Source organism: Sphingomonas sp. Leaf38, from assembly GCF_001421825.1.
Classification (GTDB): Bacteria; Pseudomonadota; Alphaproteobacteria; order Sphingomonadales; family Sphingomonadaceae; genus Sphingomonas.
Genome location: NZ_LMLD01000011.1, coordinates 1287426 through 1304870 on the forward strand (window position 1 = coordinate 1287426; position 17445 = coordinate 1304870).

Genomic DNA, 17445 nt, shown 5'->3' on the forward strand with positions numbered 1-17445 from the left:
ACAGGAGAGGAATAACATGGCGAACATGCACAGTGGAGATCCGGGAGCGGGATTACAGGGGAACGCCGCGGTAAACCATGGCTTCATCGCCGCGATCGTCGCAGTGGCGACGATCGGCGGGTTCATGTTCGGCTATGATTCGGGTGTCATCAACGGCACGCAAAAGGGTCTCGAAGCCGCCTTTGGTCTCGGTCGGCTCGGGATCGGCGTCAACGTCGGCGCGATCCTCGTCGGCTCGGCGGTCGGTGCGTTCGGCGCCGGACGGTTGGCCGACGCGATCGGCCGGCGCAACGTCATGATGCTCGCCGCTGGCCTGTTCCTGTTCAGCGCGTTGCTGGCCGGGGCTGCGACCGGATCGGGGATTTTCATCTTCGCGCGCATCATCGGCGGCCTGGGCGTCGGCGCGGCCAGCGTCATCTCGCCGGTCTATATCTCGGAGGTCACGCCGGCCTCGATCCGCGGCCGCCTGTCGAGCGTCCAGCAGGTCATGATCATCTCCGGCCTGACCGGTGCGTTCGTCGCCAACTTCGCGCTCGCGCGCTATGCCGGCGGCTCGACTGCCGATTTCTGGCTCGGCTATCCCGCCTGGCGATGGATGTTCTGGCTGCAGGCGATCCCGGCCGCGATCTATTTCCTCGCGCTGCTCGTGATCCCGGAAAGCCCGCGCTTCCTGGTCGCCAAGGGCCGCGAAGCCGAGGCGCATGTCGTGCTCACGCGGCTGTTCGGCACTGCCGAGGCGGACCGCAAGGTCGTCGAGATCCGCAATTCGCTCGCCGCCGATCATCACAAGCCCAAGCTCAGCGACCTGGTCGACAAGACCACGGGCAAGATCCGGCCGATCCTGTGGGCCGGCATCGGCCTCGCCGTGTTCCAGCAGCTCGTCGGCATCAACGTCGTCTTCTATTACGGCGCCGTGCTGTGGGAAGCGGTCGGCTTCACCGAAGACAATGCGCTGCAGATCAACATCCTGTCGGGCGTCCTGTCGATTGCGGCCTGCCTGTTCACGATCGCGACCGTCGACCGGATCGGTCGCAAGCCGCTGCTGCTGGTCGGCTCGGCGGGCATGGCCGTCACGCTGGCGGTGGTCGCCTATGCGTTCTCGACCGCGGTGACGGGGGCGGACGGCGCGGTGTCGCTGCCCGGCCATAACGGCATGATCGCGCTGGTCGCGGCCAATCTGTACGTCATCTTCTTCAACGCGAGCTGGGGCCCGGTGATGTGGGTGATGCTCGGCGAGATGTTCCCGAACCAGATCCGCGGATCGGGTCTGGCGGTGTCGGGCTTCGCGCAGTGGATCGCCAACGCCGCGATCTCGGTCAGCTTCCCCGCGCTTGCGGTGTCGCCGGGCCTGGCGGTGACCTATGCCGGCTACGCGGTCTTCGCCGCGATCTCGTTTTTCTTCGTGAAGGCGCTGGTCAACGAAACGCGCGGTCGCGAACTCGAGGACATGACCGGCTGATCGTCGCCCCTCCGTCGCAAGGGGGAGGGGGCTGGCGTTTGCCAGACGGAGGGGGGAAGGACAACCGCCGTGCGGTGTCCGCCCCCTCCGTCACCTTCGGTGCCAGCTCCCCCCTGGCGGGGGGGATCACATAGAGCCAAACGAAAAAGGGCACCGCGGATCGATCCGCGGTGCCCTTTTTGTGTTCGACGGCGCCGCGCCGGTCAGGCGATACGGCGGCCCGCTATCGTCGCGATCCGGTGCGCCGGCTGGCCGGCCACTCCCGCATCGAACGCGAACACGTCGCCTGCATAAGGCTGGAGCGCGCGGTGTTCCTCCGACAGCCCCTTGGCGGCCGTCGTCGCATAGGCGGTACGGCCATCGGGGCCGCCAATCGCGATCTTGGTGACGTTGGAGACGGGCAGGCGGATCTCGGCGACCTGTTCGCCATCGGGTGCATAGCGCCGCACGCACCAGCCGCCATAGAAGGACACCCAGACATACCCCTCGGCATCGACGATCGGTCCGTCGGGATAGCCCTGCGTCGCGACGTCGACCGCCGCGAAGATGCGTGTGTCGGCCAGGCTGCCGTCCTCGCCGATCGTGCAGGCGTGGATCGTGCCGGCCAGCGTGTCGCAATGATACAGCGTCGTTCCGTCGGGCGACACCGCGGGGCCGTTGGTGATGGCGATCCCGTCGACCACCGGCGCAACGCCGGCCGCATCCGCGCGATAGATGAGGCCCGTTGTCGCGCTCTCGCCATCGTCCATCGATCCGAACCATAGCCGTCCCGCCCCATCGACGGTCGAATCGTTCAGACGGTTGCCGGGCGCGTCTGGCTCGACGACGTGCAAATGCGCGAAGCTGCCATCGGCCGGATCGAACCGATAAAGCCCGGTCTGCAGCCCCGCGAGCATACCGCCATCCGCCATCGGCTGGACCCAGCCGACCTGCGCCGGTGCGGTCCACGTACGGTGATCGCCGGTCGCGGGATCGAAGCGGTGAACATGATGCTGTTTGATATCGACGAACCACAGCGCATCGTCGAGCCACACTGGCCCTTCGCCGAGCACCGCACCGACACCCAGGACGCGTTCCACGCCACTGTCGACCTCGCCGTTTACCGCCATCCTGCATCCACCCAATAATTGTGTCCGGTGCACATACGCGCATCGTCCGACGCAAGAAACAGCGCCATCGCGGCTATATCGGACGGCTGGATGCGACCGTCCAGGCATTGCGCCTCGACGATCTCCGCTTCGCCCTCGGGGGTGTACCATTTTTCCTGGCGGGGGGTCTGGACATTGCCCGGCACGATCGCGTTGACGCGGATATTGTCGCGGCCTAGATCGCGCGCGAGGCTGCGCGTCATCCCCTCGATCGCGGCCTTCGCCGTCTGGTAGAGGATCAGTTCCTTGAGCGCGAGATGCCAGCTGATCGACCCGAAATTGACGATCGCACCCCCACCCGCAGCCTTCATCGACGGCACCACCGCCTGTGCTGCGAAGAACACGTGGCGCAGGTTCACATTCATCCGCTGGTCCCAATAGTCCGCGGTGACCTCATCCACGGTGTGGCGATCGTCATTGGCGGCATTGTTGAGCAGGATGTCGACGCCATCAAGCTGGTCGATCATCGCGGTGAACCTAGCCTTCAGCGCGTCGAGATCGGTCAGATCGAGCGGATGAAAGCTCGGCGCATGATCCGCACCTCCGCTCAGCCGTTCGACCAAAGCGAGGCTGTCGGCGCGTGCGACGTCGACGAATGCGACCTTTGCGCCCTGCGCGACGAACGCCTCGACAAGGCCCGCGCCGATGCCCGATCCGCCGCCGGTGACGATCACGCGCTTGTTGCGGAGCGAGGGATAGACGGCGCCTTCGTGGCGGCCGGCGGTTTTCTGCAGCACGTCGTTCTCCGGATAGATCATGCCGACAACAGCCCGCGTGCGGCCAGGTTGCGCATCAGTGCGACCAGCCCGAATTCCCAGGGCGGTGCGGCTTTCGAGGTGGTAACGGTATTGACCAACCGGCCGAGCCCCGGCGTGGCGATCGAAACGGTGTCGCCAGGCTTGTGCGTGAAGCCGCGACCGGCATCGTCACGATCCTTGGTCGGCGCGAACAACGTGCCGAGGAACAGCACGAAGCCATCAGGATATTGATGCTCGCTTAGCGCCTGACGCACCAGCTCCTCAGGGTCGCGGCTGATCTGGCTCATCGAACTCGCGCCATCGAGCACATAGCCATCGGTCCCTTCGATCCGCAGCGCGACTTCGGCGGCGCGGACGTGATCGATCGTGAAGCGTTCGTCAAACAGCCGGACAAACGCGCCGAGTGAGCAGGACGCGTTATTGTCCTTCGCCTTGCCGAGCAGCAGTGCCGAGCGCCCCTCGAAATCGCGCAGATTGACGTCGTTGCCGATCGTCGCGCCGACCGCGCGGCCATCGGGGGCGACCAGCAGCACGATTTCGGGCTCGGGATTGTTCCAGGTCGAGTCCGATCGCACACCGATTTGCGCCCCCCAGCCGACCGTCGACAGCGATGGCGCCTTGGTGAAGATCTCCGCATCGGGGCCGATCGCCACCTCGAGATATTGCGACCAGAGCCCCTCCTCGATCAGCGCGGTCTTCAAAGCCGCCGCTTCGGGCGTGCCGGGCACGACGCGTGCGAGCCCGCCGCCGATCCGCTCCTCAAGTCGGCCACGGACCGCGGCTGCGGCACCGGCGTCGCCACGCGCCTGCTCCTCGATAACGCGCTCCAGCGCGGACACCGCGAAGGTGACGCCCGCTGCCTTGACGCACTGAACGTCGATCGGGCTGAGCAGTCGTGGCAGGTCCTCGACCGACAATCCAAGCGTATCAAGGTCGCCGATCGCTTCGCCCGCATCGGCGTCCAGCAGGTCGCGCGCGACGAGTTCGGCCACCGTCGGCGCGACCCTGCTCATGTCGAACACGATGCCGTCGGCAATGATCACGGGGGTAGGGCCTTCGCCGCGGTCGATCCGACCGATCCAGCGCCCCTCACGCCAATCGGGTCCAAGGGCGTCGAGGGTATCGAAAGCGAATGTCACGGCAACGTCTCCGGCGAGTCTGTATCGGTCATTGGGGGAGGGATGGGATCGGGATAATGATCGACCTGTGCATAGCGGGCGACGGTCGCGCGACCTGCGCCGCCCGAACCCCAACTCCGCGGCCCATACGCGGTAGCGGTATCATTAGCGATGTCCCTCCCGGCTTTGCAAGCCAGTAACCGATGTGGGGCAAGCAGCGTCATCGCGGCAGCGCGATCGTCGATGCGGTGGTGAAATTAGCCGAGCGGGTGGGGACGCCGGTTCCGGGCTGGCCCGCGCCGACACTCACCCGGTATTGCCCAGCCACGACCTGGCGCACGCCGTCGGGCGTCACGCTGCTCAGGTCGCGCGGCGACAGGGCGAATGTCACCGCCTTGCTTTCGCCCGGCGCGAGGGTGATCCGGCGATACCCGCGTAAGGCGATCCGGGGCACGCCAGGCGTATCGGGAAAGTTCAGATATAACTGGACCACCTCGTCGCCCGCGCGCCTGCCGGTATTGCGGACCGTGGTCGTGGCGCGCAGCCCATACTCGGCACTGATGGCTGCGGGCGTCAGGCGCAACGGGGCGTAGTCGAACGATGTGTAGCTGAGCCCGTGACCGAACGGAAAGACCGGCGCCCCCGTGTAATAGCGATAGGTGCGGCCGGTCATCGCGTAATCGTCGAACGCGGGCAGCGCCGCGACGTCGCCGTAGAAGGTGACGGGGAGCCGCCCGGCCGGATTGATTGTGCCCATCAGCGTCTCGGCGACCGCGAGCCCGCCCGACTGTCCGGGATACCAGGCCTCAACGATCGCGGCAGCATGGGCCTTGGCCCAGCGCAGATCGATCGCGCTGCCGTTCATGGCGACGACGATCAGCGGCTTGCCCGTGCGCTTTGCCTGTTCGAGGAGCGCGATCTGGTCGGCGGGCAGCGATAGCGACGTGCGATCGCCGCCCGCGAATCCGTCGACCTTGACGGGCATTTCCTCGCCTTCGAGATCGGAGGTCAATCCCACCACCGCGATCACCACGTCGGCGTCGCCGATCCCGGCCGCCAGATCGCGTTCGGGCGTCCTGGTGATGCGTTTCCAGACGACGCCGGGAAGACCCGATCCGCTCGACTCCGCCTCGAGCCGCAGCGGATACCGCTGGCCCTTGACCAGGTCCACGTCGCTCAGGTGGAGCGGTTCGGCCCAGCGCGATGCGGTATTGGCGGCGATGCTGCGATTATTGTCGAGCGTGATCGCGCCCGTCACCCCGGTCAGCGCGATCCGGTATGTGCCGGTCTCGGGGGCGACCAGCGCACCCGTCCAGACGATCTTGTGCCGCTCGCCGACGGTGCGCAGTTGCGCGGCACCGGACCGAACGTTGCGCTCGATGTGCGTCGCGATCGCCGTGGTGGCATAGGTCGCCTTGTTCGGATCTCCGCCCGCCGCAGCGCGCGCGTTGAAATATTCGGTACGCAGACCCGGTCTGCCGTCGGGGGTGACGAAGGCCGTGTCGGGGACCGGATCGCCATCGGTGATCGACGCCGTGAACGGGATCAGCGTCACCCGGCCTCCCGCCACCATCACCTGCCGCAAGCCCGCATCGACCGAGATTGGCGGGGCGCTCTGCGGCGACGAATAATTGCCGCGCAGCACGCGCGTCGCATCGGCGAGCGGACCGATCAGCGCGATCCGCGCGCCCGGCTTTAGCGGCAGGACGCCGTCGTTCTTGAGCAACACCAAACTTTCCGCCGCCATGCGCTGTGCCAGCGCGCGGTGCGCCGCGGTCTCGATCCGGGTGACGGGGGTCGGCGTGCGCGCCACGATGCCGCGCACGAGATCGCCGTTGCGATAGCGGGCGGAAAACAGGCGAATCAGTGCGCGATCGATATCGGCCTGCACGATCAGTCCGCGGGTCAGTGCCTCCCGGTAGCGCGCGCCGAGATCCGGCGTTCCCGACAGCGTCGCGCCGTTGCACTCGTTGTCGACGCCCGCCTTCAGCGCGACTGCGACACCTGCCGCCGGGTCCGGTGCGTATTTGTGATGCTCGGAGATATCGACGACCGCATCGCAATCGGACACCACATAGCCGCGGAACCCCCATGCGCCGCGCAAATGGTCCTTCAACAGCATTGCACTGCCACAGGCTGGCTGGCCGTTGACGCGGTTGTACGCGCACATAATCGAGCCCGCCCTGCCATCGACGATCGCGGCGCGGAACGCGGGCAGATAGCTGTCCTCGAGATCGTGCAGCGAGACGATCACGTTGGCGCTGTGCCGCGTCGATTCAGGACCGCTATGCACGGCAAAATGCTTAGGCGTGGCGATTACGTCGGGCGAGGCCGGGTTGGGCCCCTGCATGCCTTGGATAAACGCCACGCCGAGGGTGGCGGTCAGATACGGGTCCTCGCCATAGGTTTCCTGGCCACGCCCCCAACGCGGATCGCGGAAGAGGTTGATGTTGGGGGACCAGGTGTCGAGCCCGGTGCCGATCTTGCCGAGACGCCCCGTGGCGCGACCGAGCGTGTGGAGCGCCCGCACCTCGGTGCTGATCGCGCCGGCCACGGTCTTCAGCAACGGCGCGTCGAAGCTTGCGGCGAGTCCGATTGGCTCGGGGAAATTGGTGGTTGGGACAGGGCCGAGCGCGCCGTGAAGCGACTCGGTCCACCAGTTATAGGCCGGAATGCCAAGGCGGGGAATCGCTGGGGCCACATTGAGCAACTGCGCGATCTTCTCGTCGATCGTTAGCCGCGCGACCAAAGCCGCTGCGGCGCGATACGCGTCGGGGTCGACCGCATTCGACGCGATCGCCGGGGCAGGAGCCTGCGCGCAAATCTGCCCGGTCGCCGCCAGGGTCGCTGCCACAACCACGCCACCGCGCCAAGAAATTGGATATGCACGCATGGCGTTTCTCCATCGTCTAACGTCAGGGAAGCGGGATTTCGAATGGTCCGACCGGCAGTTGCGCGTCGTCGACGAGATTGACGACCGGGCTGTCCGCCCAGGCATAGCGGACGCGGACCACAGGCCAGCCATCGGGCGCGAGCGTCACCCGGTCGCCCTGGACCAGGCCGTTCGCGTAGCGGCAACTGCCGGCCGTTGGACCGCAGAGTTCGAAGCCGATCGCGATGCGCGACGCCTGCGCATGGAGCGATCCCGTCACCCCGGCGAAGCGCAGCGCCACGCCGTCATCAGTGCGCGACGCGGTGGCGATACTCGGACCCATCGGCTTGCGGCCGGCATAGGCGAGCGGGCGGATGACACGCGCGAGACGCTGTCCAACGGCATGCTTCTCGCCCGGATGAATATCGAGCGGATCGCCAAGATCGACCGTCACCGCGACACCGGCATGACCATCGCGCGCCGCCATCAGGCGCTGCGCCTCGCGGACGTCGGCCCAGCCACTCTCGCCCGGCGCGATCGGCGGCTTGCCGTAATTGGCGAGCTGCGCGACCGCGAGCGGGATTGTCGCCTGTCCGAATTGCTCGCGCCAGCCGCGGGTCATCGCCGCGAGTCGCGTCTCGTATCCAGGCAGGCCGGTGTCGGACTCGCCCTGATACCAGGCAATCCCTGCGAGCGCGGTCGATCCGAGCGGCGCGATCATGCCGTTATACAGCGTCCCCGCGCCGTTGATGTCGTCCCAGGGCGAGCGCGGTGCATTGCCCTGCACGCGTTTGGCAACCGCGTAACGCCAGCCGTCGCCGATCGGCATAGGCGTCCCATCCGCCAGCGTCAGCTTCATCGTGTCCGCCGGGCCGGTCATCCCGCCATAGGCATAGACGTCGTCGTCGTTGACGGTGATGACGTTGCGCCCCGGTTTCAGCGCACCCGCGGGCAACGCATAGACGCGGGCGCGGGCCGCGTTGCTGGTGCCGCCGACGCCGATCCCGTTGATCCAGGTGCGGTCCGCATCGTCGACGACGCCGATCGCCAGAGTCGCCGCGCCGCGCGCCTGCGCCTCGGTCAGCGTGATGACGCGCTGATACCAGATCATGCCGTTATAATCGGCGAGCGCGGCGACGCTCCAAAGCTCGAAATTGGCCATCTTCGGCACGGGCTTCCAGTCGAGCGCGGCGTCGGGCTGCCACGGTTCGCGACCCGCCACGTCGCCGGTACCACGCCGCCACCACTCCTCCCAGATCGTCGAAGCGCCGCGCTCCGCCACCACCGGGTCCCTGGCGTGTCGCGCGAGCAGCGCCGCCTCGCGCGCCATCCCGGCGGATCGCAAGGCCGCGTCGTCCATCCACGCGCTGATCCGCGAGCCGCCCCAGCTCGCGTGGATCGCACCGATCGGCACACCCTCGCTGCGGCGCAAGGCCTGCACCATGTAGAAACAGGCCGCGGAGAAAGCGGGTACCGTGTCCGGTCCCGCCACCGCCCATTGCGGCATCGTCGCGAACCGCGGCAACGGCGTCTCGCTGCTCGTCTTGGCGATCGTCACGAGACGCAGGTGATCGTCGAGCGGGGGATGCGCGTCGGGGATGAGATCCTGCGCGGCGTTGACCGGAAGCTCCATGTTGCTCTGCCCCGAACACAGGAACACGTCGCCGATCAGCAGGTCGCGCACCGTCGTCGTACCGCCAGCGGCCGTGAGAGTCAGGTCGTACGGCCCGCCCGCTGGGAGTGCGGGCAGACGCGTCTCGAACCGACCCTGGCGATCGGCTGTCACCGTCGTGCTGCGCCCTGCGAACCGGAGCGTGACCGGCTGCCCTGGTCCACTGGCGCCGCGCACCACGATCGGCTGACCACGTTGCAGCACGGCATGATCACCGATCAGCCCGTCGAGGCGTGGGCCGGTAGGATCGGCCGCTACAGCCGGGCCGCCCAACGCTGTGGTGAGCCCCAGTGCGGCGGCGGAGACAAGGGTCGACGGTCGGTTTCTCATGCGATTGCCGCTTCGGTGCAAGAGAGTCATCGTGTCGACGGACCACGCTCGGCGATCTTGCGCAGCAGGTCGCGGTAATGCGGCACATCCGCCAGCGGGCGCTTCGCCCGCCGAGAGTGCCGGACCGGACCCAGCAGACCGGGGAAATGCTTGGTTTTCGCCTCGAGCGTCACCGGGCGGCCGTGCAGCAGGACGTCGCCGATCGTCGTGATGGTCGAAACCGCGGCGGGTCGCGGGATGGATTGTGGCTTGGTCTGCGGCTGCGCCGGGCCCGCGCGCGCGTTCGTCATCCGGCTCGATGCGAGGGCGCGGATCGCGCGCGGAAACGCTCGCTCCGACTCAGGACTATATGCGAATTGGTACCCCATCGCCGCTCACCTCTCCTCCCTCCCGAACCGGTCCTTGCCGGGGCCGGGAAGTCGTCGCGCGCACCATTTATCACACCGAACCGACAGGGCTCGAGTAGCCATGGTATCGCTCACATAGCCCGGTATAGTCTGACCAGGCAAACCGGCAAGACCTTTATCACGATGCGGATCCGACCCTGGCCGAGATGACGAAATACCGGGATTAAGACTCTCATAGGCACCGCATCGGTGATAGCGATATCAATATCAAATCAGAACAGGAGGGGATCGATGACCTTGCCCAAGACAGGATTCCGTCGTTCGACGATGACGGCGGTCCTCGTCGGCGTCGCGCTTGCGACCAATCCTTCCGTCGCCCAGGTCGACACCAACGCGCCGCCGGCGGTGGTTGGGGCCAAGCCCGTTACGATCGAACGGATCAAAGTCCATGGCGCCTCGATCGAGGGTAATCTCGAAGGCAATGCAGCCGACCGTGACGTGATCGTAATCCTGCCACCCGGCTATGCCGCGGATCGCGCGCGGCGCTATCCGGTGGTCTATGCGCTGCATGGCTATTCGATCGGCGCGGCACAGTGGATCGGCGAGATCCATGTCCCGCAGACCGTCGAAGGCGCATTCGCCAAGGGTGCGCGGCCGATGATCCTGGTGCTGCCCGATGCGAAGACGGTGCACAACGGATCGATGTATTCCAGTTCGGTCACGACCGGCGATTTCGAGACTTTCGTCGCGCGCGATCTGGTCGCGTATATCGACGCGCATTATCGGACAATCGCGCGGCGCGAGAGCCGCGGACTCGCCGGGCATTCGATGGGGGGGTATGGCACCACGCGCATCGGGCTAAAACATGCTGATATGTTTGGGGCGCTCTACATGATGAGCCCCTGCTGCCTGTCGCCGCGCGATGCCAAGGCGTTCGACCCGGCGATCGAAGCCAGCGTGCGCGCGCTGCGATCGGCGGGCGATGCTGCCACGCTGTCCTGGGGAACACGCGCGCAACTGGCGAGCGCGGCGGCATGGTCGCCCGATCCGGCCGCGCCGCCGCTATTCCTCGACCTGCCGATCAAGAACGGTGTCGTGCAGCCTGACGTGCTCGCACGCTGGGCCGCGAACGCGCCGCTCGCGATGCTGGATCAATATGTCGGCAATCTGCGCCGCTACCGCGCGATCGCGATCGATGTCGGCGACAAGGATAATCTAAAGGACGATGCTGCAAGACTGCATGCGGCGCTCGATCGCTACGGCATCGCCAACAACTTCACGATCTACCCGGGCACGCATACCAGCAACGTCGCGCTGCGCTTTCAGGATCACGTGGTTCCGTTCTTCAGCCAGCATCTCGTCTTTGACCGCTGAATAAATCCGCCTCGGCGCGGTGAACGGGATCGGCGTATTCGGCGCGAGGATATGCGGCTAGCCATCGGACCACGTTACCGGCAACAGGAAGGTCTCGCGGCCGATCGCATAGCGTTCGGCGCATAGGGGCGCGTTGCGAGAAACGTCGCCCACCATTCGCTGCTCTGGGTCTGGACGAACTGAGCGTGACCCGCGGACGTTATTGGGTTGGGGCGATCCAGGCGCAGACCGCGGTGCGTCGGGATCGGGTTGTGCGGATAGGGTATGAACGGGCCGGTCAGGCGCTTCGATCGAAACACGACCTCGGAATGATTGTCGCCGGTGCCACCCTCGGCTGCGATCAGATAGTATACTCGTCGTGGCGGAGCAGATGCGGCCCTTCGATCCAGACCGGTTTGGTCGCCAGGTCGACGCCGCCATTGACGATCTGCGTGCTCGGCCCGACCATCCTGCCCGCGCGCCAGTCATATTCCTGCACCCAGATCGCGCGGAGCCCGTCATAGCGCGACGGCTGGTTCGGCGCGCGGTTGTTGACGATATAGGCCTTGCCGCCCTCCCAATAGAGCGATGGGTCGATACCCTCGAACGGCAACCAGATCGCCTCTGACCACGGCCCGGCCGGGTCCTTCGCGGGGATCACGAAATTGCGTTGGCACGCGACGCAGGTGTTGACGATTTAGAACACGTCGGCGTGCCACGAGATGTCGGGCGCGAAGACGCCTTGCGACACGGTGCGTCCCGCCAGATCGAGCTGGCTCGGCCGCGATGTTCCGTTACCGATCTGTGTCCAATTCACCAGATCGGTCGACCGGAAGATCGGCAGCCCGGGGAAATGCGCGAAGCTGGAATTGCCGAGATAATAGTCGCCGCCGACCCGGGCGATCGACGGATCGGCATAAAAGCCCGCCAGGATCGGATTGCGGTATGCATTGGGCCCTGCGGCGACGCGCTCCTGCGACCGGCCGTCATAGCTGAAGTCTTCGAAACTGGCGGTCTGCGCGCCAACGCTCGTCGTGAGCATCAGCGCGCAAAGGGCCGCCAAGGCGCGGAGTACGGATTGAGTCATGGCAGGATGCTGACATCGCGATCCGTACGCCGTTTGCGGTTAGTGGTTGTCGCGCGGCAGCCCCATCGTCTGGGCGATGCGCTGGTATTTCTCGGCACCCTCCAGGATCGCGCCGGTTTCCATCTGGCCGACGGTCGCCCGCTGGATTTCCTGCCAGGGCGTCTGTGAGCGCGGATAGGCATAGCCACCCGCTTCAGTCAGTGCACGACGGCGCTCCGCGAGATCGTCATCGGAGATCAGCACATTGGCGCTGCCCTGGCCGAGATCGATGCGGACACGGTCGCCGGTACGGATCAGCGCGAGCCCGCCCATCGCGGCGGCTTCGGGCGACGCGTTGAGGATCGAGGGCGAACCCGATGTCCCCGACTGGCGGCCGTCACCGATGCAGGGGAGTGCGTGGACGCCTTCGCGGATCAAATATGCCGGCGGGCGCATGTTGACGACCTCAGCGGCACCTGGATAGCCGATCGGACCGGCGCCGCGCATGAACAGCAACGTGTCGGTGGTGATCCCGAGCGAGGGGTCGTCGATCCGGTGGTGGTAATCTTCCGGACCATCGAACACGACCGCGGGGCCCTCGAACGCCTCGGGGTCGGCGGGATTCGACAGATAGCGTTCGCGGAACTCGGGAGAGATCACGCTGGTCTTCATGATCGCGCTCTCGAACAGGTTGCCGCGCAGGACGATGAAGCCCGCGTCTTCCTTCAGCGGCGTCGCGAACGGGCGAATCACGCGCTCGTCCTCGATCGTCGCGGTCCGGCAATTGTCGCCGATCGACTTGCCGTTCGCGGTCATCGCGTCTTCGTGGATCAGGCCCTGCTTGATCAGTTCACCGACCACCGCGGGGACGCCGCCGGCATGGTAATAATCCTCACCGAGATATTCGCCGGCCGGCTGCAGGTTGACCATCAGCGGCACCTTGTGGCCGTGGGTCTGCCAGTCGTCGATCGGCAGCTCGACGCCGATGTGGCGCGCGATCGCCGAAAGGTGGATCGGTGCATTGGTCGAACCGCCGATCGCCGAATTGACGACGATCGCGTTGTGGAACGCTTCCTTGGTCAGAATGTCCGACGGCTTCAGATCCTCGGCGACCATCTCGACGATGCGCTTGCCGGTCTTGTACGCGACCTCCTGGCGGTCGCGGTACGGCGCGGGAATCGCGGCCGATCCGGGCAGCTGCATGCCGAGCGCTTCGGCCAGGCTGTTCATCGTCGTCGCGGTGCCCATCGTGTTGCAATAGCCGGTCGAGGGGGCCGACGAGGCGACGAGCTTGATGAAGCCCTCATCGTCGATCGCGCCGGTCGCGAGCAACTCGCGCGCCTTCCACACGATCGTACCAGAGCCGGTCCGCTCGCCCTTGTGCCAGCCGTTGAGCATCGGCCCCACCGACAGCGCGATCGCCGGGATGTTCACGGTCGCCGCCGCCATCAGGCAGGCGGGCGTCGTCTTGTCGCAGCCGATCGTCAGCACGACGCCGTCGAGCGGATAGCCGTAGAGCACCTCGACCAACGCCAGATAGGCGAGGTTGCGGTCGAGCCCGGCGGTCGGGCGCTTGCCGGTTTCCTGGATCGGGTGGACCGGGAATTCGAGCGCGATGCCGCCTGCTTCGCGGATGCCTTCGCGCAGGCGTTCGGCGAGCACAAGATGGTGGCGATTGCAGGGGCTCAGGTCGCTGCCGGTCTGCGCGATGCCGATGATCGGCTTGCCCGAGCGCAGTTCCTCGAGGCTAAGCCCGAAGTTCAGATAGCGCTCGAGATAGAGCGCGGTCATGTCGATATTCTCGGGGTTGTCGAACCACGCGCGGCTTCGGAGCGGCTGGGGGAGTTTTGGCATGTCGGTCATCGGGAAGTTCCTGGGGGGAGCGGTGGGGTCAGCGGGCGACGGAAAGGCGGTAGATCATCGCATGATGATAGGGCTTGCCGGGATCGACGCGCGCGGAGACGAAGTTGGGCTTGTTCGGCGAGTCCGGGAATTTTTGCGGCTCCAGCGCGATGCCGTCGCCCATCCGGTACAGATGGCTCTGCTTGCCGATATACGTGCCGTCGAGGAAATTGCCCGTGTAGAATTGCACGCCGGGCTCGGTCGTCAGCACTTCGAGCACGCGACCCGAGGTCGGATCCTCCAGTCGCGCGGCCAGCTCGGGCGTGGCGGTCAGGCCCTTGTCGAGCGCGAAGTTATGATCATAGCCCTGGCCATAACGGATCTGCTGGTCGCGGCCGTCGCGGATGCCCTCGCCGACGATTCTACCCTTGCGGAAGTCAAACACGGTCCCATCGACGGGTTGCAACGCGCCGGTCGGAATCAGCTTGTCGTCGACCGGCGTGATCGCCTTGGCGGGAATCGTCAGGCGGTGGCCGTAAATGCCGCCCACCGAGCCTTCGCCGGCGAGATCGAAGATTGCATGATTGGTCATGTTGACCACGGTCGGCTTGTCGGTCTTCGCATCGAAGGCGATGCCGAGATTGCCGGCTTCGTCGAGCGTGTAGGTCACGGTGACATCGAGGTTGCCGGGATAGCCGGCGTCGCCGTCTGGGCTACGATGCCCGAGCACGAGCGTTGCGATCGGGCCGCTTTTGACAGACATGACCTTCCACGCGGTCTTGTCGAAGCCCTGGCCGCCGCCGTGGAGCGAGTTCGTCTTGTCGTTCAGCGGCAGCTGATACGCCTTGCCATCGAGCGTGAAGCGACCGCCCGCGATCCGGTTGGCATAGCGACCGACCGTCACGCCGAAGAAGTTCGGATGGTCGACATAGGAGGCGAGGTCGTCATAGCCGAGCATGACATCGGCGATCTTGCCGGCGCGGTCGGGGCCCATCAGCGATTGCAGCGTTGCGCCATAGGACAGGATACGCGCGGTGACGCCGTGCGCGTTGCTGAGCGTGATCGCCTCGATCGCGGTGCCGTCCTTCAACGTTCCGGCGGGCGCGCGCTTCGCCTCCGCCGCATCGGCAGTGTGCGCCGACAGCGCAGCCAGCAAGGTTGCCACGATGATCCCCGAGTTTATGATTGCGCGCATTCCGCTTCCCGTCCTTAATCGCTTGACGCCGTTGACGCGCCTTGTGGGGCTATATAGTCGGACAACAGAAATTTGGGCAAGCCATGCGGAAAAAGACTGTTGATCAGTCACCGACATGGCGTGGAGGATAGAGCGACTATGGCAATGCCGATACAGACCCAACATGCTGTCGGAGCGGGGGCTCCTTCCACGACGGGCGGGGCACCGAGCTATCGGTCCGCGCTCACGCTGCTGGCCAGCCTGTTCTTCATGTGGGGCTTCATCACCGTCATCAACAACACGTTGCTGCCGCACTTACGCAGCGTGTTCGACCTCAGCTATACGCAGACCACGCTGATCGAGAGCGTCTGGTTCATCGCCTATTTCTTCGCCTCGATCCCATCGGCCAAGCTGATCGAGCGGGTCGGCTATCAGCGCGCGATGGTGTTCGGGCTGGGCCTGATGGCGGTCGGTGCGCTGATGATGGTGCCAGCCGCGCGGTTGCCGTCCTACGGCGTCACGCTGGTCGCCCTGTTCGTGATCGCGAGCGGGATCACGTTGCTGCAGGTCGCCGCCAACCCCTATGTCGCCGTCGTCGGGCCGCCCGAGACCGCGTCGTCGCGGCTCAATCTGGTGCAGGCCTTCAACTCGGCGGGTGCGACGCTCGCGCCGCTGTTCGGCGGGTATCTGATCCTCGGGCGCTCGACCTCGGGCACCGCGGTTGCCGGGTCCACTGCGGTGTTGACGCCGGCCGAGCGACTCGCAGACGCGCAGTCGGTGGTGTTGCCGTATCTGATCGTCGCGGGCGTGCTGGTCGTGCTGGCCATCGTCATCGCGCGCTTCCCGCTGCCGGCGATGGGCTCGGCGACGCAGCGCTCGGCCAAGGCTGATCGCAAGGGGCTCTCGCTCTGGTCGCACCGCAACCTCGTGTTCGGCATCCCGGCGATATTCATCTACCTGATTGCCGAGATTGGTGTTGCCAATCTGTTCATCAACTTCGTCAGCCAGCCGCAGATCGGTAATCTGACGCACGAACAGGCGTCGCATTACCTGTTCATCCTGTGGGGCGGGATGATGGTCGGCCGGCTGCTCGGCAGCGTCGCGATGCGGACGATTCCTGCCGAGCGCGTGCTGGCCGGGGCAAGCATCGGCGCGTTCGTCGTGATGCTGATCGCGACGTTCACGACGGGGCATGTTGCGATGTGGGCGCTGATCTCTGTCGGTCTGTTTCACTCGATCATGTTCCCGACGATCTTCACGCTCGGCATCCGCGGGCTCGGACCGCTGACCGAGGAGGGGTCCGGGCTGCTGATCATGGCGATCGCCGGCGGTGCGCTGGTGATCGTTCAGGGTTGGCTCGCCGATACCTACGGGCTGCAGACCTCGTTCCTGCTGACCGCGGCGTGCGAACTGTACGTGCTGTTCTACGCAGTGTGGGGGTCGAAGGTCACCGACGCGTTGCCCGATCCCGTCACGGTCCACTGAGACTTGCAGGGCGATGGGGTGCGGTTCAGCGCTCCATCGCCAGCTTGGTATCCTCCAGCGCCAGATCGACCAGCGTTCGCATCGCTGCGCTGGCCGCCGCGGCATCCCCCGCCGCGATCGCGTCATAGACCAGGACGTGATCCGGGATCGGATTGCGGGGCAGGGCCCGCGCCCGCTGCTTGAACTGCGTGGTCCAACTGACCGCAGCACCGATGCTCGCGCTCAGGACGATCAACGCGTCGTTGCGCGTCGCGGTCAGCACCGCGTCGTGAAATTCGCGATCGGCGGCGCGGCCGGTTTCGGTGGCAAGCGTGTGACGCCGCATCGCCGCGAGCGCATCCTTCATGATCTTCAGGTCGCTGCGTTCGCGGCGTTCCGCGGCGAGCGCGGCGGCGGCGGGCTCGACGATCGCGCGCAGCTCGAACAAACCGCGGACGAAGGCGATATCGGGCTCGCCGGCAAACGCCCAGGCCAGCACGTCGGGGTCCAGCAGGTTCCACCGGTTGCGCGGCAGGACGCGCGTCCCCGCCTTCGGCCTGCTCTCGACCAGCCCCTTCGCGGTCAGCACCTGCACCGCTTCGCGATACGCACTGCGCGACACGTCGAGCGTCTCGGAGAATGCGACCTCACCCGGCAGGACGTCGCCCGGCGGATAGTCGCCCGCTAGGATTGCGGTGCCCAACTTATGCGCGATCGCGCCATGAAGCCGCCGCCCCGTCCCGCGCGGCACCCGCGGCGTTGCAACCGGGGTCGATGCGGGCGCCGTTGGTTCTGCGATGGTCTTGGTCATGATTGCACTCCTGTAGACCTGCGTACCAGCC

Annotated in this window: 12 protein-coding genes and 1 pseudogene; 3 read left to right on the forward strand and 10 right to left on the reverse strand. The window is 66.2% G+C overall.

The features are described from left to right. Positions 1-16: 16 nt before the first annotated feature. Positions 17-1459 (forward strand): sugar porter family MFS transporter, encoded by a 1443-nt coding sequence (locus ASE88_RS13285; RefSeq protein WP_082466538.1) that lies wholly within the window; start codon positions 17-19, stop codon positions 1457-1459. Positions 1460-1662: 203 nt separating this feature from the next. Here ASE88_RS13285 and ASE88_RS13290 read toward each other — a convergent pair whose 3' ends face one another. The 6 genes from ASE88_RS13290 to ASE88_RS13315 form a co-directional block, all read right to left on the reverse strand. Continuing rightward, complete coding sequence (locus tag ASE88_RS13290; protein ID WP_056478460.1) at positions 1663-2568, reverse strand: SMP-30/gluconolactonase/LRE family protein; 906 nt, start codon at positions 2566-2568, stop codon at positions 1663-1665. Next, complete coding sequence (locus ASE88_RS13295) at positions 2559-3365, reverse strand: SDR family NAD(P)-dependent oxidoreductase (protein ID WP_056478462.1); 807 nt, start codon at positions 3363-3365, stop codon at positions 2559-2561. The genes ASE88_RS13290 and ASE88_RS13295 overlap by 10 nt, the downstream gene beginning before the upstream one ends. Continuing rightward, positions 3362-4504 carry a fumarylacetoacetate hydrolase family protein gene (locus tag ASE88_RS13300; RefSeq protein WP_055878402.1) on the reverse strand — a complete coding sequence of 381 codons (1143 nt, stop codon included), beginning with the start codon at positions 4502-4504 and terminating at the stop codon, positions 3362-3364. The genes ASE88_RS13295 and ASE88_RS13300 overlap by 4 nt, the downstream gene beginning before the upstream one ends. Before the next feature lie 199 nt (positions 4505-4703). Further along, positions 4704-7376: a glycoside hydrolase family 3 C-terminal domain-containing protein gene (locus ASE88_RS13305; RefSeq protein ID WP_056478464.1), complete on the reverse strand. Its 2673-nt coding sequence runs from the start codon at positions 7374-7376 to the stop codon at positions 4704-4706. 22 nt (positions 7377-7398) lie between these two features. Next, positions 7399-9357 (reverse strand): sialate O-acetylesterase, encoded by a 1959-nt coding sequence (locus ASE88_RS13310; RefSeq protein ID WP_056478466.1) that lies wholly within the window; start codon positions 9355-9357, stop codon positions 7399-7401. A gap of 26 nt (positions 9358-9383) precedes the next feature. Further along, entirely contained in the window at positions 9384-9647 is a 264-nt protein-coding gene (locus ASE88_RS13315; protein ID WP_056478468.1) for a hypothetical protein, read from the reverse strand. 348 nt (positions 9648-9995) lie between these two features. Here ASE88_RS13315 and ASE88_RS13320 point away from each other — a divergent pair, with 348 nt between their 5' ends. Next, the gene (locus ASE88_RS13320; protein WP_082466539.1) at positions 9996-11078 is read left to right on the forward strand and encodes an alpha/beta hydrolase; all 1083 of its coding nucleotides are present in this window, start codon (positions 9996-9998) and stop codon (positions 11076-11078) included. Between the two features lie 60 nt (positions 11079-11138). On the opposite strand, the pseudogene ASE88_RS18420 reads toward ASE88_RS13320, so the two are convergent. From ASE88_RS18420 to ASE88_RS13340, 3 genes and pseudogenes are all read right to left on the reverse strand, one after another. Beyond that, a pseudogene (locus ASE88_RS18420) lies at positions 11139-12099 on the reverse strand (glycoside hydrolase family 43 protein); the annotation flags it as partial. Positions 12100-12183: 84 nt separating this feature from the next. Continuing rightward, a complete protein-coding gene (locus tag ASE88_RS13335) occupies positions 12184-13986 on the reverse strand; it encodes an IlvD/Edd family dehydratase (RefSeq protein WP_056478474.1) in 1803 nt (600 codons plus the stop codon). Positions 13987-14014: 28 nt separating this feature from the next. Beyond that, the gene (locus ASE88_RS13340) at positions 14015-15160 is read right to left on the reverse strand and encodes an aldose epimerase family protein (RefSeq protein WP_056478476.1); all 1146 of its coding nucleotides are present in this window, start codon (positions 15158-15160) and stop codon (positions 14015-14017) included. Positions 15161-15298: 138 nt separating this feature from the next. On the opposite strand from ASE88_RS13340, the gene ASE88_RS13345 reads away from it, so the two are divergent. Beyond that, positions 15299-16624: a sugar MFS transporter gene (locus tag ASE88_RS13345; protein ID WP_055878385.1), complete on the forward strand. Its 1326-nt coding sequence runs from the start codon at positions 15299-15301 to the stop codon at positions 16622-16624. Positions 16625-16649: 25 nt separating this feature from the next. Here the strand turns inward: ASE88_RS13345 and ASE88_RS13350 are convergent, their stop codons facing one another. Beyond that, positions 16650-17414, reverse strand: coding sequence for a FadR/GntR family transcriptional regulator (locus ASE88_RS13350; protein ID WP_082463372.1), 765 nt, complete (start codon positions 17412-17414; stop codon positions 16650-16652). Positions 17415-17445: the final 31 nt, after the last annotated feature.

Bases quoted from the DNA above. Each gene is read 5' to 3' on its own strand.
- ASE88_RS13285 (WP_082466538.1), top strand. From the start codon at position 17: ATGGCGAACATGCACAGTGGAGATCCGGGAGCGGGATTACAGGGGAAC.
- ASE88_RS13290 (WP_056478460.1), bottom strand. From the start codon at position 2,568: ATGGCGGTAAACGGCGAGGTCGACAGTGGCGTGGAACGCGTCCTGGGT.
- ASE88_RS13295 (WP_056478462.1), bottom strand. From the start codon at position 3,365: ATGATCTATCCGGAGAACGACGTGCTGCAGAAAACCGCCGGCCGCCAC.
- ASE88_RS13305 (WP_056478464.1), bottom strand. From the start codon at position 7,376: ATGCGTGCATATCCAATTTCTTGGCGCGGTGGCGTGGTTGTGGCAGCG.
- ASE88_RS13310 (WP_056478466.1), bottom strand. From the start codon at position 9,357: ATGAGAAACCGACCGTCGACCCTTGTCTCCGCCGCCGCACTGGGGCTC.
- ASE88_RS13315 (WP_056478468.1), bottom strand. From the start codon at position 9,647: ATGACGAACGCGCGCGCGGGCCCGGCGCAGCCGCAGACCAAGCCACAA.
- ASE88_RS13320 (WP_082466539.1), top strand. From the start codon at position 9,996: ATGACCTTGCCCAAGACAGGATTCCGTCGTTCGACGATGACGGCGGTC.
- ASE88_RS13335 (WP_056478474.1), bottom strand. From the start codon at position 13,986: ATGACCGACATGCCAAAACTCCCCCAGCCGCTCCGAAGCCGCGCGTGG.
- ASE88_RS13340 (WP_056478476.1), bottom strand. From the start codon at position 15,160: ATGCGCGCAATCATAAACTCGGGGATCATCGTGGCAACCTTGCTGGCT.
- ASE88_RS13345 (WP_055878385.1), top strand. From the start codon at position 15,299: ATGGCAATGCCGATACAGACCCAACATGCTGTCGGAGCGGGGGCTCCT.
- ASE88_RS13350 (WP_082463372.1), bottom strand. From the start codon at position 17,414: ATGACCAAGACCATCGCAGAACCAACGGCGCCCGCATCGACCCCGGTT.